The organism is Pseudoalteromonas sp. SG43-4, from assembly GCF_014164325.1.
Taxonomy (GTDB): domain Bacteria; phylum Pseudomonadota; class Gammaproteobacteria; order Enterobacterales; family Alteromonadaceae; genus Pseudoalteromonas; species Pseudoalteromonas distincta.
Genome location: NZ_JACJFB010000021.1, coordinates 46,120 through 71,466, shown reverse-complemented (window position 1 = coordinate 71,466; position 25,347 = coordinate 46,120). Strand labels below are relative to the sequence as shown.

22 protein-coding genes and 1 pseudogene are annotated in these 25,347 nt (G+C 38.8%); 17 read left to right on the top strand and 6 right to left on the bottom strand.

The window, feature by feature from the left end:
* A pseudogene (locus tag H5160_RS17335) lies at positions 1-429 on the top strand (ribonuclease E); the annotation flags it as partial.
* 631 nt (positions 430-1,060) lie between these two features.
* Here the strand turns inward: H5160_RS17335 and yejK are convergent.
* Positions 1,061-2,077 (bottom strand): nucleoid-associated protein YejK, encoded by a 1,017-nt coding sequence (yejK, locus tag H5160_RS17330; RefSeq protein WP_182738154.1) that lies wholly within the window; start codon positions 2,075-2,077, stop codon positions 1,061-1,063.
* Between the two features lie 62 nt (positions 2,078-2,139).
* Here yejK and H5160_RS17325 point away from each other — a divergent pair, with 62 nt between their 5' ends.
* From H5160_RS17325 to H5160_RS17295, 7 genes are all read left to right on the top strand, one after another.
* The gene (locus H5160_RS17325) at positions 2,140-2,352 is read left to right on the top strand and encodes a DUF1414 domain-containing protein (protein WP_002961475.1); all 213 of its coding nucleotides are present in this window, start codon (positions 2,140-2,142) and stop codon (positions 2,350-2,352) included.
* A 5-nt stretch (positions 2,353-2,357) separates the two neighbouring features.
* On the top strand, positions 2,358-3,854 hold the full coding sequence (locus H5160_RS17320; protein ID WP_182738151.1) for a DUF3413 domain-containing protein: 1,497 nt from the start codon (positions 2,358-2,360) through the stop codon (positions 3,852-3,854).
* An 86-nt stretch (positions 3,855-3,940) separates the two neighbouring features.
* A complete protein-coding gene (locus tag H5160_RS17315; RefSeq protein ID WP_024596961.1) occupies positions 3,941-4,420 on the top strand; it encodes a DUF4124 domain-containing protein in 480 nt (159 codons plus the stop codon).
* Between the two features lie 103 nt (positions 4,421-4,523).
* The gene (aceK, locus tag H5160_RS17310; RefSeq protein WP_182738149.1) at positions 4,524-6,242 is read left to right on the top strand and encodes a bifunctional isocitrate dehydrogenase kinase/phosphatase; all 1,719 of its coding nucleotides are present in this window, start codon (positions 4,524-4,526) and stop codon (positions 6,240-6,242) included.
* A 19-nt stretch (positions 6,243-6,261) separates the two neighbouring features.
* A complete protein-coding gene (locus tag H5160_RS17305; protein WP_002961484.1) occupies positions 6,262-7,200 on the top strand; it encodes a LysR family transcriptional regulator in 939 nt (312 codons plus the stop codon).
* Between the two features lie 177 nt (positions 7,201-7,377).
* Positions 7,378-7,821, top strand: coding sequence for a PA2169 family four-helix-bundle protein (locus H5160_RS17300; protein WP_002961486.1), 444 nt, complete (start codon positions 7,378-7,380; stop codon positions 7,819-7,821).
* A gap of 240 nt (positions 7,822-8,061) precedes the next feature.
* Entirely contained in the window at positions 8,062-8,382 is a 321-nt protein-coding gene (locus H5160_RS17295; RefSeq protein WP_310736675.1) for a biopolymer transporter ExbD, read from the top strand.
* Positions 8,383-8,455: 73 nt separating this feature from the next.
* On the opposite strand, the gene H5160_RS17290 is transcribed toward H5160_RS17295, so the two are convergent.
* From H5160_RS17290 to H5160_RS17280, 3 genes are read right to left on the bottom strand one after another with little or no spacing between them, the layout of a single operon-like run.
* Positions 8,456-11,491, bottom strand: coding sequence for a TonB-dependent siderophore receptor (locus H5160_RS17290; protein WP_182738148.1), 3,036 nt, complete (start codon positions 11,489-11,491; stop codon positions 8,456-8,458).
* A 9-nt stretch (positions 11,492-11,500) separates the two neighbouring features.
* Positions 11,501-12,580, bottom strand: coding sequence for a FecR family protein (locus H5160_RS17285; RefSeq protein ID WP_182738146.1), 1,080 nt, complete (start codon positions 12,578-12,580; stop codon positions 11,501-11,503).
* Positions 12,577-13,143: an RNA polymerase sigma factor gene (locus H5160_RS17280; RefSeq protein WP_182738144.1), complete on the bottom strand. Its 567-nt coding sequence runs from the start codon at positions 13,141-13,143 to the stop codon at positions 12,577-12,579. Before H5160_RS17280 ends, H5160_RS17285 begins: the two co-directional genes overlap by 4 nt.
* A 374-nt stretch (positions 13,144-13,517) precedes the next feature.
* Between H5160_RS17280 and H5160_RS17275 the strand changes: the two genes are divergently transcribed.
* Entirely contained in the window at positions 13,518-14,033 is a 516-nt protein-coding gene (locus H5160_RS17275; RefSeq protein ID WP_165723945.1) for a DUF2937 family protein, read from the top strand.
* On the opposite strand, the gene H5160_RS17270 is transcribed toward H5160_RS17275, so the two are convergent.
* Positions 14,013-14,900: a LysR family transcriptional regulator gene (locus tag H5160_RS17270; protein WP_002961497.1), complete on the bottom strand. Its 888-nt coding sequence runs from the start codon at positions 14,898-14,900 to the stop codon at positions 14,013-14,015. The two genes, H5160_RS17275 and H5160_RS17270, sit on opposite strands and share 21 nt — an antisense overlap.
* Before the next feature lie 122 nt (positions 14,901-15,022).
* Between H5160_RS17270 and H5160_RS17265 the strand changes: the two genes are divergently transcribed.
* The 8 genes from H5160_RS17265 to H5160_RS17230 all read left to right on the top strand — a co-directional run bounded on the left by H5160_RS17265 (position 15,023) and on the right by H5160_RS17230 (position 23,915).
* Positions 15,023-15,673, top strand: a complete 651-nt coding sequence (locus tag H5160_RS17265; protein WP_039490073.1) for a peroxiredoxin-like family protein — start codon at positions 15,023-15,025, stop codon at positions 15,671-15,673.
* Positions 15,673-16,440 carry a haloacid dehalogenase type II gene (locus H5160_RS17260; protein WP_182738142.1) on the top strand — a complete coding sequence of 256 codons (768 nt, stop codon included), beginning with the start codon at positions 15,673-15,675 and terminating at the stop codon, positions 16,438-16,440. The genes H5160_RS17265 and H5160_RS17260 overlap by 1 nt, the downstream gene beginning before the upstream one ends.
* Before the next feature lie 220 nt (positions 16,441-16,660).
* Complete coding sequence (locus H5160_RS17255; protein ID WP_182738140.1) at positions 16,661-17,269, top strand: PilZ domain-containing protein; 609 nt, start codon at positions 16,661-16,663, stop codon at positions 17,267-17,269.
* A 57-nt stretch (positions 17,270-17,326) separates the two neighbouring features.
* Positions 17,327-18,382 carry an agmatine/peptidylarginine deiminase gene (locus tag H5160_RS17250; protein WP_154903878.1) on the top strand — a complete coding sequence of 352 codons (1,056 nt, stop codon included), beginning with the start codon at positions 17,327-17,329 and terminating at the stop codon, positions 18,380-18,382.
* Positions 18,379-19,272 carry a carbon-nitrogen hydrolase gene (locus H5160_RS17245; RefSeq protein WP_024597239.1) on the top strand — a complete coding sequence of 298 codons (894 nt, stop codon included), beginning with the start codon at positions 18,379-18,381 and terminating at the stop codon, positions 19,270-19,272. The genes H5160_RS17250 and H5160_RS17245 overlap by 4 nt, the downstream gene beginning before the upstream one ends.
* Before the next feature lie 59 nt (positions 19,273-19,331).
* Positions 19,332-22,805 carry a transcription-repair coupling factor gene (gene mfd, locus H5160_RS17240; RefSeq protein ID WP_182716158.1) on the top strand — a complete coding sequence of 1,158 codons (3,474 nt, stop codon included), beginning with the start codon at positions 19,332-19,334 and terminating at the stop codon, positions 22,803-22,805.
* Entirely contained in the window at positions 22,805-23,641 is an 837-nt protein-coding gene (locus H5160_RS17235) for a peptidoglycan binding protein CsiV (protein ID WP_165723939.1), read from the top strand. Before mfd ends, H5160_RS17235 begins: the two co-directional genes overlap by 1 nt.
* A 19-nt stretch (positions 23,642-23,660) precedes the next feature.
* Positions 23,661-23,915 (top strand): lipoprotein, encoded by a 255-nt coding sequence (locus tag H5160_RS17230; RefSeq protein WP_024597375.1) that lies wholly within the window; start codon positions 23,661-23,663, stop codon positions 23,913-23,915.
* A 54-nt stretch (positions 23,916-23,969) separates the two neighbouring features.
* On the opposite strand, the gene H5160_RS17225 is transcribed toward H5160_RS17230, so the two are convergent.
* Positions 23,970-25,322, bottom strand: a complete 1,353-nt coding sequence (locus tag H5160_RS17225) for a hypothetical protein (protein WP_024597376.1) — start codon at positions 25,320-25,322, stop codon at positions 23,970-23,972.
* Between the last annotated feature and the right edge of the window lie 25 nt (positions 25,323-25,347).

Below are 25,347 nucleotides of genomic sequence, written 5' to 3'. Positions count from 1 at the left end.
GCTAAAGCTGAAACGCCAGTAGCAACTGAAGAGCCTGCTGAAGTTGAAACGCCAGTAGCCACTGAAGAGCCTGCTAAAGTTGAAACGCCAGTAGCAACTGAAGAGCCAGCTAAAGTTGAAACGCCAGTAGCAACTGAAAAGTCTGCTAAAGCTGAAACATCAGTAGTAACTGAAGAGCCTGCTAAAGTTGAAGCAAAAGTGAAAACTGAAAAATCAGCACCGCATGTTAAAACAGCGGTTACTCAAGGGTCAGCAAGTGCGCCAATGGCACAACCTACTCCTGTAGCTGATAGCGAAGTGAAACATACGTCTGTAGCAATGGCTCACGATAAACGTGAACTAGTTCCAGACAGTGGTTTACGTGCAGGTTCAATCAAACCTGCTGGTCGTGCAAGCTCTGCAATGACTAAAACAATGAGTGTTGATTAATAACTAACATTCATTAAAAAGCCCCGCTATTTAATAAATAGCGGGGCTTTTTTGTTTATATGATTTGAATAATTATTAAAGTTTCTTCACGCCCACAATAAGCGATTTATTCACAAAGAGGTTAAGAGATGCTGCGCTTTTAGAGGTAGTAATAAGTCTAAGCCTTGCTAACTTTAAAAAGCCCCGCTAGTAAACCATCGCTTGTGTTTTCTCATTTACTCCTCTTTCACTTCTCTATGTGAAATAAATCTTTAAGTGGTTTTATTAGCAAAGAAATTAAATAAACAGAAGCGTTGCTTCTCGCGTAAGCAAGCTTCACTACTACAGCCGAAATTTAACACCGTGAATAAAATTAACCTGTAGACGCACAACTTGTTGGCGTGACGGGCACAAAGCCCGTAAAAAGTAGTTTTTTCACAAAGAGGTTAAGAGATGCTGCGCTTTTAGAGGTAGTAATAAGGCTAAGCCTGTCAATAAAGCATGACTTGTGTTTTCTCATTTACTCCTCTTTCACTTCTCTATGTGAAATAAATCTTTAAGGTTTTTTTTCCGATGCAACGAATTTATATACCGATACAAAAAAGCGCGATATAAATACCGCGCTCTTAAATCAGCTTTTTACTTGTGAAATTTACTCGCTTTCACTTTCCATAAAACGTTGTAACTGATCTTTTAAGTTTGGTGGAATACCTTTAATTACAAGCGTGTCAGTTGCCTCGTTGTAAGTTACGCGCTCACCTAAGTGTTTACGTTCAAAGCTTACACTCACACCACCACCAAGACCTGAGAACTTAACCATGCTGGTTACGGTTTTCTTATCAACAGGGAAAGTTTCTTCTAAGTCATAGCTTTGTTCTTTACAAAAACTATCAAACGGGCTGTCATCGCCTTTTGTAAGCGTTGCAGATAGCTCGCTTACGCTGGCATCTTCACCAGTTGTCACACAGTCATTACAGTAGTCAAAAACTTGTTTACGTAAATCGTCTTTTTCTAATTTATCAAATTGTTGCTCAGATAAATAATCCTCTACTGCGCTAAGCATTACTTGGCTTTGCTGTTTTGAATCAATACCCTCTTCACAACCTAAAAAGTCTAAGAAAAAGTCAGCAACTTTACGTCCAGCTCGCCCTTTTATAAATGAAATATAACGGTTGTCGTCAGCTTGTGTATCCCACGCTGTTAAATCGATACGAGCAGCAAGTTGCATGCGTGATATGTCTAAATGACGAGAAGCGGCTAAATCAAGCTCTGAGGTCATAGAATAATGCTCTTTGATGTTAATCATCGCAATTAGCATGTAATCAGTTGCAACGTACTGGTAATGACAAAATACTAAATAGCCTGTTTCACTAAATGCATATTTATCAAGCTCTTCTTTTAAAACCGTTGAGGCTTGCTCGGTCATATGCCAAAAGCCTAACTCATCATTACGGTAACTTTGCATTGCAGATGCTACAACACTGTTTTTGTCACCACTGAAAGCACAATAACCTTTACCAGGTTTACCATTGTATGCATGATGTAATTGTTCGATAAAAACGGCTACTTTATCGTTAATTACCATCTCATCATTTCGAAGGTGAATTTGCGTATCGTCGTCTTTTTTGTCTACATAGTGAACGACTAATTTTTTAACGTCTGTTGTCATCTTTGTTTTTCACGCCTCTAGTGTTAAAATACGAGAATATAACTATTTTATTGAACCAACTAATGCCAATCTTATCAAAATACTCTAATGAAGAAGTAGAACAAATCGTCGATCAGCTTATTGATGTGCTAACTAAACACAATGCGCCGGTTGATTTAAGTCTTATGTGTTTAGGAAATTCTATCACGCATATCTTAAAAGAGCATGTACCAACAGGGAAAAGACAAGCTGTAACCGAGAACTTTGCAAAAGCGCTCGCGCAGTCGGTTAAATAAAATTTATGAATTTATCGCAGCACAATCAATTTTCATCAAAAGCGAGTCAGCTGCTAAGTTGGGGGCATTGGTTTACCTTTGCCAATATCGGCTTAGCCCTGCTTATTAGCTTAAGCTATTTATTTGCAGACTCGCCACCTACAAGCTTTTTAGGCATTACCTATATGCTAGTTACTTGGCTAAGCCACACTAGTTTTATAGCCTTTTTAGCGTTTGTGCTGACGGTATTTCCGCTTAGTTTAATATTCCCCTACCCACGACACATTCGTGGCATGGCCGCTGTTATAGCCACTGTAGGCGCATCATTGCTTACTCTTGATGCTTATGTGTATGTTAATTTAGGTTATCACCTAAGTATATCTGCCTTACCTGAAATCATTTCATTGTTGTGGCATCGTTTAACAAGCTCTCCTGCTTTAACAACCATTTTAGCCAGTGGTATTGTTGTTGTTATTTTAGGCTTTCAGCTACTTGTTAGTAATTACACATGGCACCACCTTGAGCGTTTAAAGCAATATAAATTTGCACGTTACGCAATTTCTTTTTTAATCGTGTGTTTTTCGCTTAGCCACAGTATTCATATTTGGGCTGACGCCAATTTAAACTTTGACGTAACAAAACAAGATAATGTTTTGCCACTTTCATACCCTACTACTGCTAAAAGCTTGTTAGCTAAAAATGATCTGCTAGATATAGAAAGCTACGAGCAAGCACACAACGTAAAAATTAATAACCAAAATATTAGTTATCAAATGCCAAGCCAGCTTGAAAAATGCGAGGACTACACACAAGCCAATGTAGATATATTTGTATTTGAAACTCAACAACAACTCGAAAAGTTTGTTGCCGAGAATAAAAACATGCACAAAACAGAGCAGTTTTTACAGCCAACAAATCATGACGATACGTTATTTAGCTTAGTGTATGGTTTACCCGCTTTTTATAAAGCAGCAATTTTAACCGAGCAGACACTCCCAGTTTGGCAAAGTCAGCGCCGTAGCATTGAAGTAACTGGCATTGAAGAACTAAGCTTTATTAATGATCAAGCACATAGCTCTAGTGCTATTCGAGTAATTAAAGCGAGTGATACCCCTACTGTTCGAGATGATGAAACACAGGTTTTTGCTTTTAGTCTTGCCAATAACAAGCAAGAAGTAGTAACCACCTCAACTTTATACAGCTCTGACAAACGTATTTCTAAGGTAGATGGGCTAATTCAACCTAGCGATTTAATTGCAACAAGCGTTGGGCAATATTTAAATTGCAAAGCTATTGCCAAGCAAACAATGCTAGGCGTTAATCTATACAAGAAAAAAGACGATATGGGCGTGAACTACTCTCAGGGTGTTGTTATAGCCTATAAAAAAGATAGGATTACCTTAATAGATTCAGATGGTAACTTTAAAAACATTTCCGCCGCTGAAGGTTTTTCTATTGAACAAGGTTTAGATATACCATTTTTAGTACAGAGTATTAAAAAGCTCAAAACCTTTACCCAATAACAGTTATCCTAACCTAGCTTGATATACCACCAAGCTAGGTTATAGTTTTATATTGTTGTTAGATATAAAAAACAAGGATGACATGTATGTTTAAAACTTCTCGTTATATTCTCCATTCTAGCTTTTTACTTATCAGTTTTTTTAGCTTTAGCGATACCACTTACTACAAATGTGTAACAGAAAAAGGCACTGTCTTTTCTCAACTCCCCTGTGACGACGAAGCAACGACTTATAAAGTTAACACAACGGGTAATCAGTATTCTGGTCCTAAGGTTGACTACACTAAACAACTAAACGAACTTGAGCGTGAAAGGCTTCTATCTGGCTTACAGGCAGAGCTTCGCAGTAATAACCATAAACTAACAATACTTGATCGTAATAAAGAGCGTGCTGAATACAAACAACAAGAGCGGTTAAATCATATCTTAGCCATTGATGATAAAAAGCGTATTACTAAAGACATTACTAAAAAACTAAAAATAATTAATAAAACATATAAGAAAAACGTATCGGCTGTGACTAAACAAATTAAAATTCTCGAAAAAAAGATAGCTCAATTCCAATAAGTTACTCTTAGTTAGTAAGTAACATTTATCTTGGTTTTAAACTTAAAATAACATACCCTTAACACAATAGAGTATAAACTCTAGGGACTTTTAAGGAGTGCAAATGCAACCTCGCCATATTGCTGAATTAATTTTAACGGGTTTTAAAAGGCACTATCAGTTATTTCAAAAAACAACAGCCAAAGCCCCTCTTGCCTTTGCAAAAAAAGATTGGCAAGCAATTAATGATATCAGCCGTTTGCGTATCAGCTATTATGATGATCGTGTTAACGAAACCACGCAAGCGCTAAAAAAAGAAACCCCAACCGAACAACTCGATGAAAGCCTATGGCTTGAAGTTAAAAAGGTATATCAGCATTTTTTATGTTTTCATCCCCAAGCAGAGCTCGCAGAAACTTTTTATAACTCTGTATTTTGCCGGCTGTACCATAGGCGCTATTTTCATAATGACTTTATATTTGTAGAAGCAACCTTAAAAGATGCTCCTTCAGTGCCTGTAGAAGCAGAATATAGAACATACTTTCCTGTAGTTGATGGCCTCAAACCAACAATAAAACGCATTATTAGTCATTTTGATTTTAAAGCCCCATTTGTAAATTTAGAGCGTGATATCCGCCTCCTTGTTAAAGCTTTTTATAAACAAGCCCCCGATACACATCACCAACCTTGGCAAATGCGCTTTGATATTTTACACACACCTTTTTATCGTAATAAAGCAGCCTATATTGTTGGTCGTGTTGTTTCAAAAAGTGGGGTTCAGCCCTTTATAATCGCTGTATTACACGATGAAGATAACGGATTATATTTAGATGCACTTTTAACTAAGTCATCTCAAATGCGTGTTATTTTTGGCTTTGCCCGCGCCTACTTTATGGTAGAGACTCACGCACCTTCAGCACTTGTTCGGTTTTTAAATCAACTTATGCCAAACAAAACACTTGCTGAGCTCTATAACGCAGTGGGTTTTCATAAGCAGGGTAAAACTGAGTTTTACCGAGAGTTTTTAAATCATTTATCTCACTCTAGTGATGAGTTTACAATTGCACCGGGGACTCCCGGTATGGTGATGATGGTATTTACCCTCCCCTCATTTGGCTATGTTTTTAAAGTAATAAAAGACAAATTTGGTGAGAGTAAACCCTTTGGCCGTGATACCGTATTAAAGCGTTATCAACTGGTAAAAAATCATGATCGCGTTGGCAGAATGGCCGATACCATCGAGTATTCTAACGTCGTATTTCCTTTAGCGCGTTTTGATAGTAATTTACTTGCGCAATTACATAAAACAATTGGCTCATCAATGATAATTGAGGGCGATTGGTTGATCATCAAGCATTTGTATATTGAACGGCGCATGACACCTCTTAACTTGTTTTTAGAAAATGCTGATGAAGAAAGTGTCGCCGACGCAATTGAAGAATATGGGCAAGCCCTAAAAGAAATGATTGCTGTTAATATATTCCCTGGTGATATGCTCTTAAAAAACTTTGGTGTAAGTAAGCACAAACGTATTATTTTTTACGATTACGATGAAGTCCAATATCTAACCGATATGAACTTTAGAGCATTACCAAAAGCAAAGAGCTATGACGACTATTTAATGGATGAACAAAGTTACTCTGTTGCACCACAGGACGTATTTCCTGAGCAACTTTGTACATTTGTAATGCCAAACCCTATGTATAAAAAGTTTTTACTCAGCACTCATCCTGAGCTTATAGATGTTAGCTTTTGGAAGCAGGCACAACAAAATATAAAAAATGGTCAGGTAAGTCATATTTACCCATACCCGACAGCACAGCGCTTTATTCACCACTGGTAAGCGCTAAAGGACACACACAATGAATATAAGCAAAATAGATTTAAATTTACTCGTTTACCTCGATACATTGCTGCGAGAATGCAACGTAACACGCGCTGCTAATCAATTGAGTATAACGCAACCTGCAATGAGTAATGGCCTTAAACGTCTTCGTAACTTATTTAACGACCCTATTTTAGTTCGTACCAGCGATGGTATGGTACCTACCGAGCGTGCTTTGGAGTTACAACCCGTTATTCGTGGCATTTTAATGACCCTTGAAGAAACTCTAGCACCTAATCGAGAATTTGAGGCAAGCCAAAGTAAGCGTGTGTTTAGAATAATGGCCAGTGATTACGCTGCAAGTACATTAGCACCAAAGCTTTTAAGTAAATTGCACGAAGAAGCCCCCGATACTACTTTAGATATACTCACACCAAGTGATGTCACCTTTCATGATGTAGAAAACGGTAAAGTAGATATGGCAATCAACCGTTTTGAAAACTTACCGCAGTCTTTTCATCATAAACGTATTTGGAAAGATAGTTTTTGCTGCTTAGTAAAAGCCGATAACCCTATAATTGAAAACTTTAGCCTTGACAGCTATTTAAAAGCACGCCATATATGGGTGAGTAAAACAGGTTTTGGTGTAGGTGTGGGCATGGACCCTAAAGATGTGCAAAAACTCGGCTGGGTTGACGAAGCACTTGCCCACTTTGGTAAACATCGTAACATTGCCACTTTTACGCGTAACTATCATGTAGCGATTCATTTAGCTAAAGAGAAAAACTTGATTGCGACCCTTCCTTCAAAAGCCGCAAATATATATTTAGATGATCCGGGGCTTAAAATTTTAGAGCCACCGTTTCCAATTCCTCCTTTTGAGCTTGATATGATTTGGAGCCCACTGCTGCATCGCGATGCGAGCCATATCTGGTTACGCCAAAAAGTAGCTGAAGTAGCTGAAGAGCTAAAATAACTTTATTACACAATATAATGTAAAAATTGCTAGGTTAATACTTTCCTCATTAACTTAGCCTCTTCCTGTAATAAAATTAAATCAATAAAATCAAATAACTACATAAAAATAAAAACGTGGAACGTACATTGCTTTTATTAAATTGAACTATACATTCATTTAATAAAAGAGGTCATTATGAACACCCATCAAGGATCAGAAGTAAATCATATTACTGACATCATTCAAGTTATGAACAGCGGCATCGATTTTTATCAAAAAGCACAGGAAAAAGTTGAAGACCCTGCTATTGGTGCACTTTTTCAGCGTATGATAGATGCCCGAAAAGTGAGTGTTGAGCGCTTGCAGCCATATGCAATTAATGAAAAAGGCGAACGCGAAGATGGCTCATCTTTCGCAGTTGAAGCACGACGTGCGTACACAGCCCTATTGACTACTTTCACCTCACACAACGACAGCACGTATGTAAAAGAGCTTGAAGAGGTAGAAGATAAAACCCTTGAAGAAATTAAAGCAGCAATGGATAAACCGCAACCAGCTGACTGCGAAGCTGCACTGGCTAAAACATTATTAACAATGCAAAGCTGCCATGCAGAAATGAGCCGTATGCAAAAACATTAAGCTGACATAGCGCATAACTAGAACCCAGCCTCGAGCTGGGTTTTTTATTACCTCTAATACCAACCTACATAGTTTTTTAAGCAATTTAACAAATTGAATTACATTATAACGATGCTAAATAGACCCATTTTTGAGCAGATCGGTATAAATACCACCTTATTTCGCCACATTTTAAATACATAATTAGTACAAATATTTAATATTATTAGAATATTTATTTAACCACGCTTTATTTTTGCTGTGCTAATTTTCTTTATTGTGACTATATCTTTTGTAAAATCTGTGGCTATTGAATTAAACCGACCACTCGACAGCCCTCAAATAGATAATCCTGTTAAAAATGCTTTATTTAGAATTGATGAAAGTAACGGAGTATATTTTTCTGGGAGGTTAATTGATTTAGAGCAAGTTGCGACTAACTTAGCTATGTTCGCGGCTGAATATGAAATAAGTTCGGTACTTATAACCGCAGACGAAAACAGTACACATAATACTTTAATGAATGTAATGAATAATATTAAGCAATACGATGATTATCCAATAAGTTTGATTTCTAAATGAAATCAGCCCAAGCTAAAACCAAAAAAAGGGCCTTACGGCCCTTTGAGTTAAATAAAAAAAGGAAGGTTATTAATTAAAAACGGTATTCTGCACCTACGTAGTAGTAAGCACCGTTAAATCCAAACGGAGCCGAACGACGTGAGTAGTCAAACACACCTGAGCTACTTATTACTGTGTTGCCACTAGCATCCACAATAGTACCTGAGCGAGAGTTGCCTATTTCATTTTTATCTGGGTAAACATCGAACAAGTTATTTGCACCAATATTTACTGATAAATCTTCAGTAACGAAGTAGTTAACTTTAACGTCAGTTAAAATTTCTGCGCCATACGTTTGACGACCACCATCTTCTACTGTGTATTCACCAAAACGATTAAGTGACAGGTTAACAGTCCAATCATCACGTTGATAAAGTGCACTTAAGTTAATACGGTCCTCTGGTTGCCACTCTTCTATAATAGAGATGTCTTCAGCTGAGAATATATCTTCTACTTTTACCGTCTCAAGGCTTGAGCCAGCAGGAGAGAACAACGATACAACATCTGTTTTGGTAAAGTTAGCTGCAAGTGTAAAATCAAGCGTGCCGCCTAAACCTTCAGTGTTCCACGTTGCTACAAAATCAACACCACGAGTTTCTGTATCAGCACCATTTAAGAAAAACTGCCCTACGCCAGCACCTGCACTATTTAGTGCTGCATCAAGGCTTGTAGATAACCCTTTACCTAAGCGATCACTAATTACAATACGGTCGTCAATATCAATCGAGTAGTAATCAACGGTTACATTAATATTATCGGTAACGTTATACACAATACCTAAACTACGGTTTTGTGATTTTTCTTCTTTAAGTTTTGGAATACCTAAACTTTGCGCAAGTGTTGAATCATTTCTAAATGTACCAACTTCTTCTGCAACTAAATTACCATTAGTATCAACAACAAATTGTGTGCTTACGTTATTAAAGTAAAGCTGCTGCATTGAAGGCGCTCTAAATCCTGAGCTTAATGCACCACGTAATGAAATATCGTCGGTAATAGACCAGTTACCTGCAAGTTTAAAGTTTACTGTATCGCCAAAACCTTTGTAGTTATCGTAGCGAAGTGCACCAGATAAAATCACATCTTCAATTACATAAGATTCTGCATCTACGTAAAATGAAATTACATCACGTGACTCATCCACTGAAGACGCAGGTGAGGAACCACCAAAACCTTGTGAACCACCTGATGCATCTTCAGAGCCAACACCGCCACTTAAACCGCTGTAAATACTTACACCATTTAATGTATCGTAATCGCGGTACGCATATTCATTACCTTCTAAAATACGGTATTCGTCAGTACGTATTTCAGCACCCATCGCTAACGAATAATCATCAAAATTTTGTGTAAAATCAATATTGATTGTTTGCAGTGATAATTCCATGCCGTAAGCGTACGCTTCACGTGGAATAGTTGTACGAATATCAGCTGCACTTAAACCTTGGTCATAACGTAAAAAGTTAGCGTATGAGGCATTGATAGTGTCACTTGTAGTGTAATCAATGCTGTTCTCGCCATAGGTGTAAGATAAATCAAGGCTTGCATCGTTATCAAATTCAGTTTTATAACCAAAGTTGTACGAGATATCATCGATAGTTGTGTTGATTTTTGGTAAGAAACCTAGCGGAATCGTCGCATCGTTATCTTGTAGTACTGGGTTACCACCTGCATTTGCATTATGACGGAAAAATGCAGCCGACTCATTTTCACGTGTTGAGTAAGTAATAAAGCCGTAAAGCTCGCCATCACCTAACTCGTAACCGGTATTAATTGTTAAACCAAACTGCTGAGAATCAGCATCACCAATTCTAAAGGTATCACGATCGGCTGTCAGCTCACGCGGATCGCCAGCAAGTAAAGTGCCGTCACTTAGTTCTGTACAACCATAAAACTGACAAGAGCCATGTAAACCTGCACGGTTAGTCGGTGCACGGTCACGGTAATTAATAGTTGTATTTAAATAACCGTCATCACCTAGCGCAAAGCCTTTATTAAAATCAAGGTTAATGGTTTCGCCATCGCCTTCAGAATATTGACCGTAGTTAATAGCTGCTTTACCGCCTTCGCTACCATCTTTAAGTACAATATTAATAACACCTGCAATTGCATCAGAACCATACTGAGCAGCAGCGCCATCACGTAATACTTCAATGCGTTTAATTGCAGAGGCTGGAATTGCATTCATGTCAGTACCTGCGGTACCACGCCCAACAGAGCCATTAATATGAATAATACTTGCTTGGTGACGACGTTTGCCGTTAATTAACACCAATGTTTGATCGGGGCCCAAACCGCGAAGTGTCGCAGGTCTTAAAGCATCAGTACCGTCACTAATTGCAGAGCTTGAAAAGTTAAATGAAGGGGCGATAGACTGTAGCATACGACCAACTTCTGTTTGGCCCGTATTTTCAAGTGCTTCTGCACTTAGGATATCTACTGGAACGGGTAAATCTTCAACTGAACGTCCTGCTACACGGCTACCGACAATAGCAATTTTTTCAATTTTTTCTTGAGCGACTTCTTCTGCTGCGTTTACACCTTGCGAATTTACTGCAAGTAAAGCTGGTAATACTGCTGCACTGACCGCTGAAAGCTTCATCATGTTGTTATCATTCCTGTTGATTTGTTTGAGTTTTATACTCAGTAAACCATTTTGATCAACAACCGCATCGAGCTCAGTCCCACCTAATAATGCCTCTAGAGCATCTAGCTGAGTGTAAAATCCATAAACTGAATTTGCGTCATACTGCTTTGCCAACTCATAAGAAAACACCACGGTTTGCTCTGTTTGTTTAGCATATTCAATTAAGGCTTTGTCTGCTCGCTGCGCTTTTATATCAAATTGCACCATTTGCCCAGTGGTTTGTGTTGCTGCTTGTACACTTAAACTAAAAATAGCCGGTGCAAGCACACTAAATCCACTCAATAAATGCGTTTGGTTACTGCGCAACTTATATAAACAGCTGACAAACAAAAATCCTCTATGGGTTTGTTTCTTTTTTTTAATGTTTTTTTTACGTTCAATCTTTATTGATGCAACTTTATCTAACATTAGTTTGATTTGCATAACGTCTACTTATGATTCTGTATGGTGTTTTAGCGTTACTACATGCTCACCTAAACGCTCATGATCAATCGAAAAATTAGTTTGTAAACTTTCTAGTAAACCTTCAACGTCACCGGCTTTGAATACTCCAGCCACTTTAATACTGGCAAGCTCAGCTGATGAAAGCTCAAAACGTGTGGCTGTATAGCGGCTTACTTCATCTAAAGCATCGCTTAGCTCTTCTCCATTAAAAATAAGCATCCCGTTTTGCCATGCCAAATCGCGTTGTACGTCGTTCATTGAAAGCTGCGTAATTGGTTTTGTAACACTTTGCTCAATAACTGCTTTTTCGCCTGAGGTAACAATATTGGCATTAATTTGACGAATTTTTTTCGTGCTGTTATCTGCAAGTTGATAATCTTTAAAGTCATTTGCATCAACCGCTACACTTGGGTCAGTGATCATCACTTTGCCTTCAGTAACCACCAGTTCTAAATCTGATGAAGTATTGCGTTGTACATTAAATACCGTGCCTAACGCGGTAAAACTTTTATCACCAGCCATGACACTAAATGGACGCGTGGCATCTTTTGCTACATTAAAGCGACCTTCCCCACGACTAAGTAATAACTGTCTGCGACCTTTGCTATAAGCAACTTCTAGTAAGCTATTAGTATTAAGCTGCACTATGGTGCCATCTGGCAATACATACGTTGCTTGCTCGCCTACTTTTGTTTTGTAAATTTTAGTGTAATTAACTTTAGCAAGCTCTTGGTTGTAGCCATTTTCTAAGTTAATTAATAAGTAGCTGCATACCATTAACGCTGCAAACAAACTCGCTGCAATTGAGTAAGAAAACATCCACTTGTTTTTTGATGTTTTAGTATTGTTGCGCTGAGGAAATAAATGACTTAATTCGTTTAATACTGAAAGCTCATCCCAAAGCTGAGCAAGCTCATATATAGAATCTTGATGTGCAGTGCTTTGCATCATCCATAATTTAAATTGCTCTTTTTCATCATCAGTTAAACCACGATCAATCGCGCTTATCCAATCACATGACTTTTCTAAGATTAAATCTTTTGAATTAAATTGATGAACATTACTCATTCTGCGACCCTCTTAACTGATATAGGATGTGCCTGAGCTTTAGGGTTCGTTTGAGGGCTTTGCTCATGTTCACGCATGTATAACATGGTTTGTAACAATCCTTTGGCAATGTGTTTTTCAACAGTGCTTTGGCTTAACTGCATTTGGTCTGCTATCTCTTTTTGGCTCATACCGTAAACTTTTTTTAATATAAAGCATTTACGAATCGATGAGCTTAGTTGCTCAGTAGCTCTACAAAAAAGTAAAAAACGCTCTTTAGATGTGTATTCGTCTTCGAGCTTCATTGATTTGAGTAATAAGGGCAATTCGTTATCGTTTTCTAACGAATCATTAAATTTATTGTCCCACTTAGCTATATGGTTGAGTGCTAGATGTTTTGCTGTTTTTAGCATATAACTGCGGGTAAACTGGATGTCTTGTTTTAAATCAGCTTCATAGCTTTTTACAAAAGTTTCTTGCACAATATCTTCTACATCGTCGGGTTGAACAATGCGCGATACAAAACGTTTGAGCTGTTTAGAAATATCAACAAATGTTGACGTGAACTTTACTTTTTTCGTCATCCTTAACATCCACCTGTTGTTATTTTTATTATTAGGGCGTGTTGGCCTTTCGTGGTTGAATTTGCAGCAGTACGTTTGGTATTTAGGCAAGGCAGAGCCTATGTAGTGTGGTTACTCCCCGTAAATAGGTGATAACGCAGCATAAATGCCAAACATGCGCTGCCCGTTGGGTTCTTTCTAGGGACGATTAACTCTTTGTTGCTCGGTTTTGACTTAGCCCGCTAGGTTACAAACCTCGCGCCGCGATTAAATCGTACCTAGATTGAACAAATTTCAATCCACAAAGGTTAACACGCCCCAATAGATTACGAGTTTTTGACATAAAAACAAGCTCAAATGTTAATTCTGGGTTATTTAAATGCATAGGAAGATAAATGAGTAAACTTTTAGATTATATACGACTTAGTTTCTTTGCATTCGGTTTACTACTTGGAGTGCAAATACCTGCATTTGTAAGTGACTTTGGCCAAGCATTATCAGCCCAGTTAATTGAAGCTAATAATGCCGTTGCGCCTTTTAAAAGCGATGCAGCTAAGTATTTCAATAATGATTTAACTAAGCTAATAAAACACTATCAAAATATTGATGATGAAATTGTGAACAAAGGGGCAAGTAATATCAGTACTCTTTACGAGCGACAGCAAGATTTACAGATAGCCGTAAATAGGTTTGAGAAATCTCCGTATATATTTACTATGATCAGTGGCATGAGCGATATAAAGCAACAAGTATGGCAACGCTTTGAAGGTCAAATCATTTTGAAAAAAGACTCTATTATAGCCGCCATTGTTGCAGCCATAATTGTTGCCTTGCTTGCAGAGCTTACTGGTTATTTGTTTTTAATTGGAGTAAAACGCTCATTTAAACGCTTATTCGCAGCTCAAAAATAGTGATTTCATAAAATCATAAAATACATCGGTTTTGCGGGTTGTTAAACTATTTTGCGGACGTAAAAACCAAACCGGTGCATCATCTTGTGCCATTACCCCAGGCATAACTTCAACCAAAATACCGTTTTTAAGATCTTCATTAATCGCTATTTTTGATTTAATAGCAATACCATGACCTGCAATGGCAGCTTGTGTCATATTATCAGAGTTTGAAATAGTAAAACGAGTTTTAGCATTAAAGGTATGTATTTTTTTGTGTTCGTCAAAAAGCTTTAACTGGCGTTGCCACGGCAGGCAAACCCAATAATGCTCACTCAATTGCGTTAAATTTTCAGGCATGCCGTACTTTTCTATATAGCTAGGGGCTGCACACAGTATGCGACTATTGTTTACGATTTTACGAGAAAGTAATCCTGAGTCATTTAATTTTCCCACCCTAATTGCAACATCTTGCGCGTCATCAACTACATTTACAAAATGATCCGTTATTAAAAAATCAAGCTTTAGTTCAGGGTAAGCTTGCTCAAACTCATTGAGTTTAGGCATTACGTATTTTGAAAAAACCCAAGGCGGCATGGTCACGCGTAGTAAACCACTCACCGATGAGCTGCGCGCGCCAATACTATGTTCAGCATCGTGAAGGGCTTCTATTATAGCCCCCACACGCGTATAAAATATTTCACCTGCGGGAGATAACCGTACTCGCCTGCTATCTCTAAAAACAAGTACTGTAGCAAGCTCACGCTCTAGTTTACTTAAGCGATGGCTCACCGTTGCAGGCGATAAACGCTGCTCGCGGGCAGCAGCAAGTACGCCCTTGTTTTCAACTACAGCTATAAATGTTTCTAGGTCGCTTAAATTATACATAAAGATGCCATTGTGCACTTTTCAATGTTTAATATTTTCGAATGAAGCTTTCAGTATTGCAATGTTTATTTAAATATGTAAAACACTATAATTGCAAATAGTCTAATTATTGAGGTTCAATCATGAGTTTAAAAGCGCAAATAGATGCCTATAACGTACAAAAAGATGCCAAATTGCCAGCTGACGTTTTGGCACTAATGAACACTACAAACGAAGAGCTAATTGCACAGCATATAAAAGACAATGCATTGCAAATTGGTCAAAAAGTAGAAAACTTTAGCTTAGCCAACCATAACGGCGAAAACATTGAGCTTGCAGATTTATTAAAAAAAGGCCCGGTAATTATTAGCTTTTACCGTGGTGGCTGGTGCCCATATTGTAATTTAGAACTAAAAGCACTTAACGACTACTTACCACAATTTAAAACTCAAAGTGCTCAGTTAGTCGCAATATCACCACAACTACCTGATGAAACTCTCTCAACTGCACAAAAAAACGACCTTGAATTTGACGTGCTTTGCGATGTGAGCAATAAAGTAGCTGAGCAATTTGGTTTATTGTTTACACTTGATGAGCGTATTCAAGCGTTATATACACAATTTGGTATTGATTTTGAACACTACTACGGCGATAAAAGCTTTAAATTACCGCTACCGGCCACCTATGTGATAAACCAAGAAGGTGTTATTACATACGCATTTTTAAGCGAAGATTATACCCTACGCGCAGAACCTATTGATGTTATGACAGCACTTGAATCGGAGAATAATTAATGTCTATTTTAAAATCGTTAAAAACACTTACTCTTTCACTACTTCTGGGCACAAGCCTTGTATCTGGTTATGCAGTCGCTGATGAACCAAAAGAACAAGCAAAACCTAAAGTGCTTATTTTTGATGTAAACGAAACCCTACTTGATTTAACGTCAATGCGTACCTCTATTGGTAAAGCGCTAGGCGGACGTGAAGATTTATTACCACTGTGGTTTTCAACTATGCTGCATCATTCATTAGTAGATACAGTAAGCGGTAGTTATCACGACTTTGGGCAAATCGGTGTGGCGTCACTTCTTATGGTTGCTCAAAACAACAACATTGATATTACAAGTGAACAAGCTAAAACAGCTATTGTTACGCCTCTTTTAACGCTTCCTCCACACAGCGATGTTAAAGAAGGACTAGCAAAACTCAAAGCACAGGGCTATAAGTTAGTAAGCCTTACAAATTCTTCTAACAAAGGTGTAAAGGCACAGTTTGAAAGCGCTGGTTTAATGTCTTACTTTGATGCGCGTTACAGCATTGAAGATATTAAAATTTACAAACCAGACTTACGTGCGTATGAGTGGGTACTTAAAAAGCTAAACGTAGCACCAAATGAAGCAATGATGGTTGCAGCCCATGGTTGGGATGTTGCTGGTGCAAAAGAAGCTGGCTTACAAACCACTTTTATAGCACGCCCAGGTAAAGCACTTTACCCATTAGCTAAAAAACCAGATCACGTTGTGAAAGATTTACATGAATTAGCCGCTCTACTTAAATAAGTACACGCTGATGAATCAATACCCAAGCGGCCAATGTTAGGATGACATTGGCCGCTTTTTTATAACTAACCCTAAATATGTCTTAGTGTATTTATTTTCATAATTAGTATGTTAAAAATCGAATGTAAACAAAGCATTTAGACCGCTATGCGCTATTTTATCTGCTAGCAATTTAGTACTCACAACGCTACTATTAAATAAATACGTGGTGGAGAACATAATGAATAGTGAAAGATTAGGTGAGTTTGAGCAGTACTTTCAAATTAATGAAAGTATAAGAGTGAATTTATTCGCTGTATCGAACGAGCAAGTTCCTAAATCGCAGCTTGAGCTTGAAGACGACATTCCCCCACTATTTAGATTAGCAAATGAAGTAAGTGAACTTGAGCAAAGCTCGTTACGCCCACTGCGTAACTTGGGCGATATAGCACAAGAGCTAGCTACTTTTTTACAAGCGCAGTCACGTAAAATAGATTTAATAATGAGCCATATTTTGGCCTCAGAACAAGCCCAAGATAACGCAATACAATGTGATAGCTACGGCGGTGGCGGTATTCGTTTTACATCACCTGAAGTACACTCAATTGGCCAAGCATTTAGAACCAAACTGTTTTTGCACCACGAGGCCTCTGCGGTTTATTGTTACACCGAAGTTGTAGCAGTAGAAAAACAAGATAGCGAACACTACCAATACACTATGCTCTTTACCGCAATTAGAACTACTGACCAAGAACTTATTGTTAGAGCGAGTTTACATGCTCAAACCCGCCAACTTAAAAAACGTCAAGAACTTGATCAAAACCGAGGCGACCTAAACAGTGATAATTAGCTGACATCTTTATGTAAAATGCTAAACTAGCGCCATCTTAATTAGTATATAAAATTCATGAACTTTAGACTTTTACCAGAATGGGCCGAGCAAGACGCTGTTATGCTTACATGGCCTCACAAAGACACCGATTGGGCCGACAACTTAGCGCGTGTAGAACCTGTATATATTGAACTTGCTAAACACATAACAACGCAGCAACAGCTTGTTATTGTGGCGCATAACAGTGCCTTAAAAGTGCATATTACAGCATTACTAAATAGTGCTAACGTCTCTCTTAATCGTGTTCATTTTGTAGTAACCCCTACTAACGATACATGGGCGCGCGATCATGGTCCGCTTACTTGCGCCGCTATTGATTCAACAGAACAATTAAAAGTATATGATTTTACTTTTAATGGTTGGGGCAATAAGTTTGAAAGCGCATTAGACAATCAAATTAATCGCACTTTGGTAAAAGAGCTAAGTAGTACAAACAACCAATATCAAGCGCTCGATATGGTACTTGAAGGTGGCGGTATTGAAATAAACGAGCACGGTGTGTTGCTAACAACCAGCGAATGTTTGCTTAATAAAAACCGTAACCCTGATTTAAACCCAAATGATATTGAAGCACTTTTAAAAGAGCACTTAGGCGCGACGAGTTTTTTATGGGTTGAACATGGCTATTTAGCGGGCGATGACACCGACAGCCACATTGATACTTTAGTGCGTTTTGCTCCAAATAATACCCTTGTATATGTGCAGTGTGACGATAAAACTGATGAGCACTTTAGCGCACTTGATGCGATGGAAAAACAACTAAAAACCTTTAAAACTGCCGATAACACCCCATATAACTTAATTGAGTTACCGTGGCCAAAAGCCGCTTATGACGATGAGCAAACACGCTTACCGGCTACCTACGCTAACTACTTAATTATTAATAATGCTGTGCTTGTGCCAACGTATAATGATGCCAATGATAAACGTGCTCTTGCACAAGTTCAAAAAGCATACCCACAACACACTATTATTGGCGTAAATTGCCAACCAATTATTGAACAATTTGGCAGCCTGCACTGTATTACAATGCAATTACCTCGTGGATTTTTAGCTGGAGCAGCACAATGACAAGCCCTGCAAAATTAACCGTTGCGTTAGTGCAACAAAGCAATACCGATAACGCAAAGGACAATATGGCAAAATCAATAAGTGCCATTCGTGAAGCCGCTCAAAAAGGTGCAAAACTGGTTGTACTCCAAGAGCTACACCGAAGCCTCTATTTTTGCCAAACCGAAAATGTTGACGTATTTGATTTAGCCGAAACCATTCCAGGCCCTAGCAGTAATGCCTTAGGTGAGCTTGCTAAAGAGCTAAGCATTGTTATTGTCGCGTCTTTATTTGAAAAACGCGCTACGGGCCTTTATCACAATACTGCAGTTGTATTAGAGCAAGACGGCAGTATTGCAGGTAAATACCGCAAAATGCATATTCCTGATGATCCAGGTTTTTACGAAAAATTTTACTTTACCCCAGGTGATATCGGTTTTGAGCCTATTCAAACCTCGGTGGGTAAATTAGGCGTGCTAGTATGTTGGGATCAATGGTTTCCTGAAGCTGCACGTTTGATGGCAATGGCTGGCGCTGAGGTATTAATTTACCCAACCGCTATCGGTTGGGATCCTAACGACGACATTGCTGAGCAAACCCGTCAAAAAGATGCGTGGGTTATTAGCCAGCGTGCCCATGCTGTTGCCAATGGCGTGCCGGTAATTAGCTGTAACCGCGTTGGCCATGAAAGTGACCCTAGTGCGCAAAGCGATGGTATTTCGTTTTGGGGCAATTCGTTTATTGCAGGCCCACAAGGTGAACTATTAGCAGAGGCTAATAATACTGATGAGCAAATTTTAGTAGTAGAAATTGATCAAAAACGCTCAGAAAACGTAAGACGTATTTGGCCTTTCTTACGTGATAGACGAATTGATCACTATAAAGACCTAACAAAAATATACCGAGACTAAGTAACCTTAACTCAAGATGGCTCTTACTTGCTAAGAGCCAACTATAAATGGAGTAATAAATGGCGTTTGAGCAATGGGCAGCCTTGCCTTGGGTAAAATCTCATAAAGATAAAATTCAATGGGGCCAGCTAAGCGGAAGTGGTTTAAGTATTGCTATTGCTGAAGGCGTTAAACAACAAGATAACTTAGTCTTAATTGTTACGCCTGATACACCAAGTGCACTGCGCCTTGAAACAGAATTAGAATATTTATTACCCGATAACCCAGTCATGGTATTTCCTGATTGGGAAACTCTGCCATACGATCATTTTTCTCCCCATCAAGATATTATTTCAGCCCGTTTGGCCACTTTAAACACCTTAAAAAAAGAACAACAAAGTGTGTTAATTGTGCCTGTATCTACTTTAATGTTGCGCACAGCCCCGGCCTCATTTATTTACGGTTCAACAATAAACTTTAAAGTAGGCGACAAACTAGACACACATAACTTTCGTGACAACTTAGAGCAAGCTGGTTATTTAAATGTTCAACAAGTAATGGAGCACGGCGAATACGCTATACGCGGCTCTATCGTTGACTTATACCCAATGGGTAGCCCACACCCATTTAGACTCGACTTTTTTGATGACGAACTCGATACCATTCGCTTATTTGATGTAGAAACACAGCGCTCTGATGAAAAAGTAGATAAAATTGAGCTACTTCCAGCGCATGAATTTCCTACTAACGACGCTGATATTGAACGTTTTAGAATAAGCTACCGTGAAAAATTTGGCGCAAGCTCGCAGCAAGATTCAGTATACATGCAAGTAAGCAAAGGTAACTGGCCTGCAGGTATTGAATACTACATGCCATTATTTTTTGAAAAGCTCGCGACTATTTTTGACTACCTGCCAGATACAACAACCGTTATGCAGCTAGGTGATTTAGAGCACGCGGCAGATAACTTTTGGCACGATGTAAATGTACGCTATGAAAACCGCAGAGTTGACCCACTTCGTCCATTACTTGAACCTAATGCGCTTTATCAGCCTATTGAAGAGCTGTTTTCTAATTTAGGCAATTTTGCACGTATTAGATTATCCCTTGCAAAGCTTGGCACTAAAGCGGGTAATAAAAACTTAAGCGTTAGTGAGCTGCCGGCCATTCGTATTGATCATAAACAGCATGAACCTTATGGCGCGTTTATAAATTATGTAGCAGAGCAAAAAAAGAAAAAAGGCCGCATATTACTCAGTGTTGAATCGGACGGTCGTCGCGAATCATTGCTGAGCATTTTAAAACCAAGCGGTTTAAAATTTAAAGAATTTGAAACACTCGAACAATTTATAAAAAGTGCAAGTGACGTAGGCTTAATAGTAAGTCCGCTCGAGCAAAGTGTAGTACTTGGCACTAAACCAAGCCTTTCTATTATTACCGAGCAAGAACTGCTTGGCATAAAAGTATCTCAGCGCAGACGCCGCAAGCACAAGTACGAAGCCAGCCAAGATGCGCTAATTCGTAATTTAGCCGAGCTTAAAGAAGGTCAACCTGTTGTGCATCTTGATCACGGTGTTGGCCGTTATCAGGGGTTGCAAACAATTGATGCTGCAGGTGTAGTTACTGAGTTTGTTACGATTACTTACGCAAGTGAAGCTAAATTGTACGTGCCAGTATCTGCATTGCATATGCTGAGTCGTTACTCTGGCGGTGAAGAAGCCAGCGCCCCACTGCATAAGCTTGGCTCAGATGCATGGGAAAAAGCAAAAAAACGTGCTGCTGAAAAAGTTCGCGATGTAGCCGCAGAATTACTCGACATTTATGCTCAGCGCCAAGCAAAACCTGGTAATAAATTTACTCTAGATGCCCCCGCATATCGACAATTTAGCGATAGCTTTCCGTTTGAAGAAACTGACGATCAGCGCAACGCCATAGAAGCCGTATTAGGTGATATGCAATCAAAACAAGCGATGGATCGTTTAGTGTGTGGTGACGTAGGCTTTGGTAAAACAGAAGTGGCCATGCGCGCTGCTTTTGTAGCAGTTAACGATGATAAACAGGTAGCCATTTTAGTGCCTACCACCTTGCTGGCTCAGCAGCACTTTGAAAACTTTAAAGACCGTTTTGCTGATTTTCCTATTGAAGTAGGTGTGCTTTCGCGCTTTAACTCCACTAAAGAGCAAAAAGACACACTTGAAAAAATGGCCAATGGTAAGCTCGATATAGTTATTGGCACGCATAAACTTATTCAACAAGACATTAAATTTAACGATTTAGGCTTGTTAATTGTTGATGAAGAGCATCGCTTTGGTGTTCGCCAAAAAGAGAAAATTAAAGCACTGCGCGCCGATGTAGACATACTCACACTGACTGCAACGCCAATACCTCGTACACTCAACATGGCCATGAGCGGCATGCGCGATTTATCGATAATCGCAACGCCACCGGCTAAACGTTTAGCGGTAAAAACCTTTGTACGCCAACGCGATGTAGAACTAATACGCGAAGCGGTACTGCGAGAAATTAAACGCGGTGGCCAAGTTTACTTTTTACATAACAACGTAGAAACTATCGAGCGTGTTGCACAAGAAATTAGTGAATGGGTACCTGAAGCCAGTGTGACTACAGCCCATGGCCAAATGCGCGAGCAAGAGCTTGAGCAAATAATGACTGACTTTTACCATCAAAAATACAACGTGCTGGTATGTACCACGATTATCGAAACCGGTATTGATGTGCCTACGGCTAATACCATTATCATGGACAGAGCAGATAAACTCGGCCTTGCCCAGTTGCACCAATTACGTGGACGAGTTGGGCGAAGCCACCATCAAGCGTATGCCTACCTACTAACAGGTGACCCTAAAGCCCTTTCTAAAGATGCGAGTAAACGCTTACAAGCAATTGAATCATTAGAGGACTTAGGTGCAGGTTTTGCCCTCGCTACACATGACTTAGAAATTCGTGGTGCGGGTGAGCTACTTGGCGATGATCAATCAGGCCAAATGCAAACCATCGGCTTTAGTTTGTATATGGAAATGCTCGAACAAGCCGTAAATGCGCTGCGCGAAGGTAAAGAGCCAACGCTTGAAAACCTACTTCAAAAACAAACCGAAGTAGATTTAAAGCTGGCTGCATTATTACCTGATGACTACATACACGATGTTAATGCACGCTTGGGTATGTATAAGCGCATTGCAAGTTGTGCTAACCTTGATGATATGGATGAACTTCAGGTAGAACTAATAGACCGCTTTGGTTTACTACCTGATGCTGCTAAAAACCTATTTAGCCTACAATTATTAAAAATGAAAGCTAGTAGTTTAGGTATAACTAAAATTGAGGCAAACCCAAAAGGTGGTTACTTTGAGTTTAGCCAAGATACCAAGGTTAACCCTAGCTTCATCATTGGCTTGATACAAAGTGCACCTAAGGTGTACAAAATGGATGGCGCAAATAAACTGCGCTTTGCAATTAGTGAGGCAAATGCCCGCGAACGCTTAAAAATGGTCACTGCAATGATTGCAGATTTCGAAAAAAAGGTTAGCCATTAATGTTGCTAAAAAAATCGCTTATTGTTTTATGCTGCTTATTTAGCAGCACTGCATTTGCAGAACGCTGGTTTGAGGTTGAGGTGCTTGTATTTAAACAGCGCCCTGCCCCGTATTTACAAGAAGACTTTAGCCTTAAGCACAAAGCTATTGAAGATAAAAATACGCTAGACTTACTGACCCCTCTTTACACTGAACAAGCAATGCAGGCCTGCATAGATGGCGATGAGCGTTTTCAAAAACGCACTTTTACTGATTCATTAGTTAATTCAAACCCGCAATCAGGTGTATGTGACAACAGTATTGACTACCTACAAAGCTACGATGAGCTACCTGTAACGCCTTTAGCACCCGCTAAAGATGATATGCAGCAAACCTATTTATTAGCGCCGCAACAGCTGCAATTTAAAGCGCAATATAGGCAACTGGACCGCAAAGGCTTAACACCTATTCTACATACTGGCTGGCGCTTTGAAGGTGCAAGCAAGTCACGCGCCCCAAGCATGCATTTAATGGCGGGTAAGCATCTTAAAAATGAACCCAATGTAACACCTAGCTATTCAAACCCTGATTTTGTAAGTTTATTGAATTCACAACCGGCGCTATTTAACGACCCAGATCAATCAAAAGCAGAATGGGAACTAGACGGTTTATTTAAAATACATTTACGACATTATTTATACATAACAGCTAATTTTGATATTAGCCAAAAGCTAGAAAACGGCGATATAGAGTCAGCCCGTTTTTCTCAGTTTAGACGTGTAATTAGTGGTGAAGTACATTACTTTGACCATCCACGAATGGGCATGATTGTCCAGATCAGAAAATTCAAACATTAATATTAAGTAGGATATAACAATGAAAAAACTCCTTATCATCGCAGCTACATTAAGCCTTGCGGCTTGTTCTAAGGTAAGTCTTGAAAATTATGAAAAAATTAAAGTAGGCATGGATAAGACTGAAGTTGAAACTATTTTAGGCAGTGCTGATAACTGTGTTGAAAAAACACTACATACAAACTGTGTATGGGGCGATGAAGCAAAAAATATCGAGATCACGCTAGTATCAGACAAAGTAACTTTATATAGCAAACATGGCTTAGCTAATAAATAAAGTGACCAAATATTAGGGGCTGATTGTATCAGCCCCTTTTAAAATTAATTAAACTCATTTTTTGGAGTAAATAAGCTCAATATTAACGATTTTACTGCGATTTAACGTTATTTTATAGCGTTGATAAAGTGTTTTATCTTCCTCAGTTAGCACAAGTACCATGTTTAATTGATAACGCCTTTCTACAGCCTGCTTAGAAATTTTATTACTGTCTAAATGATATAGCTTCCCTTCACCACGTTTTAAATAACGTGCAAATGGTGCAAGATTAAATTGTAGCGTGTGCTGTAGTGTATCGTAGCCGGGCAAAAATTCTTTCGCACTAACACGTGTCTCACTTGCAAAGTGTAACCACTGCGCAGCTTGTTTATTTTGTTGACGACGTTTTGAAAAAATAGATTTCACTTCTTTAGGTATTTTTTTAAAGCGCATGTATTCAAGCCAAATTAACTGACTCGCTACTTTGTCTTTGGTAATACTATTTTTAAAACTAAATCGCCACTTAGGTCGCCCTTGTACAATGGCTCGCCAAATCATACGTGTAATATCCTCTTTAAATATTTCACGTAGCCCGTAAATAACACCTAAAATTAAAATAAGCGTCGCGGTGACTTCCGTAAACGTTGAGCGAGCATTGAGTATTACAACCATCACAAATGCCATGATAACGGCTGTAACAGTGCCTTTAACTAATCGCTTAAGGTAGCTGTTAAGAAACCGCGTTTGACGCTGTAATATTACGCCGTGCTCAATTAAGCGTTGTAACAAGCGCATTTTATTTGTTATTCGATTTGCGTCTTGCATGGTTGTTTCAGAGTTGTAGCTTTTCTCTGCTCGATACGTATTTTCGCTTTTACAAAACTGCAGTAAATCGTTACGCTCTTTTGCATAATCGCTACTACGTGGGCCTTCATCTAAAAGCTTTAAAAAAGATTGCTCAACATGCCAACTTAAATAGTTATCAGCATTGGTAAAAAACGGCAGTAGTTTTTCGTCATCTGGTGTGTAGCGACGCAGCTTTTTTAAAAGCCCTTCGCTTTGCTCATATACCTCGTTAGCACGTTTATAAAAATCTTCTGCCTCATCAATTTTTAACGCGTCTTTTATATCGGCATCAAGGGCTAAACGTACTTGGTAACAAAATAAATTAAGATTTTGCCGGTAATCTTGTTGCTCACCTTTGTTTTTACTAACAAAACGACTTCGCACTAAAGGCAAGTGTATATTGTTAGCGTTATACGCTAAGTGCGATTTAAAGTGGTTATTAAAGTAAGATTCTTCGGTAAGTGTTTGCGGATTAATCCCCATTTCATTAGGGATAGAAAAATACAGATCTATGCGCTGTTCAGAACGAGGAGTTAGTTCTGGTTCAATGACAAAAGATAAGTTTTCATCTTGTTTTAACAATCAGTTCTCCTTCTAAAATATCGTT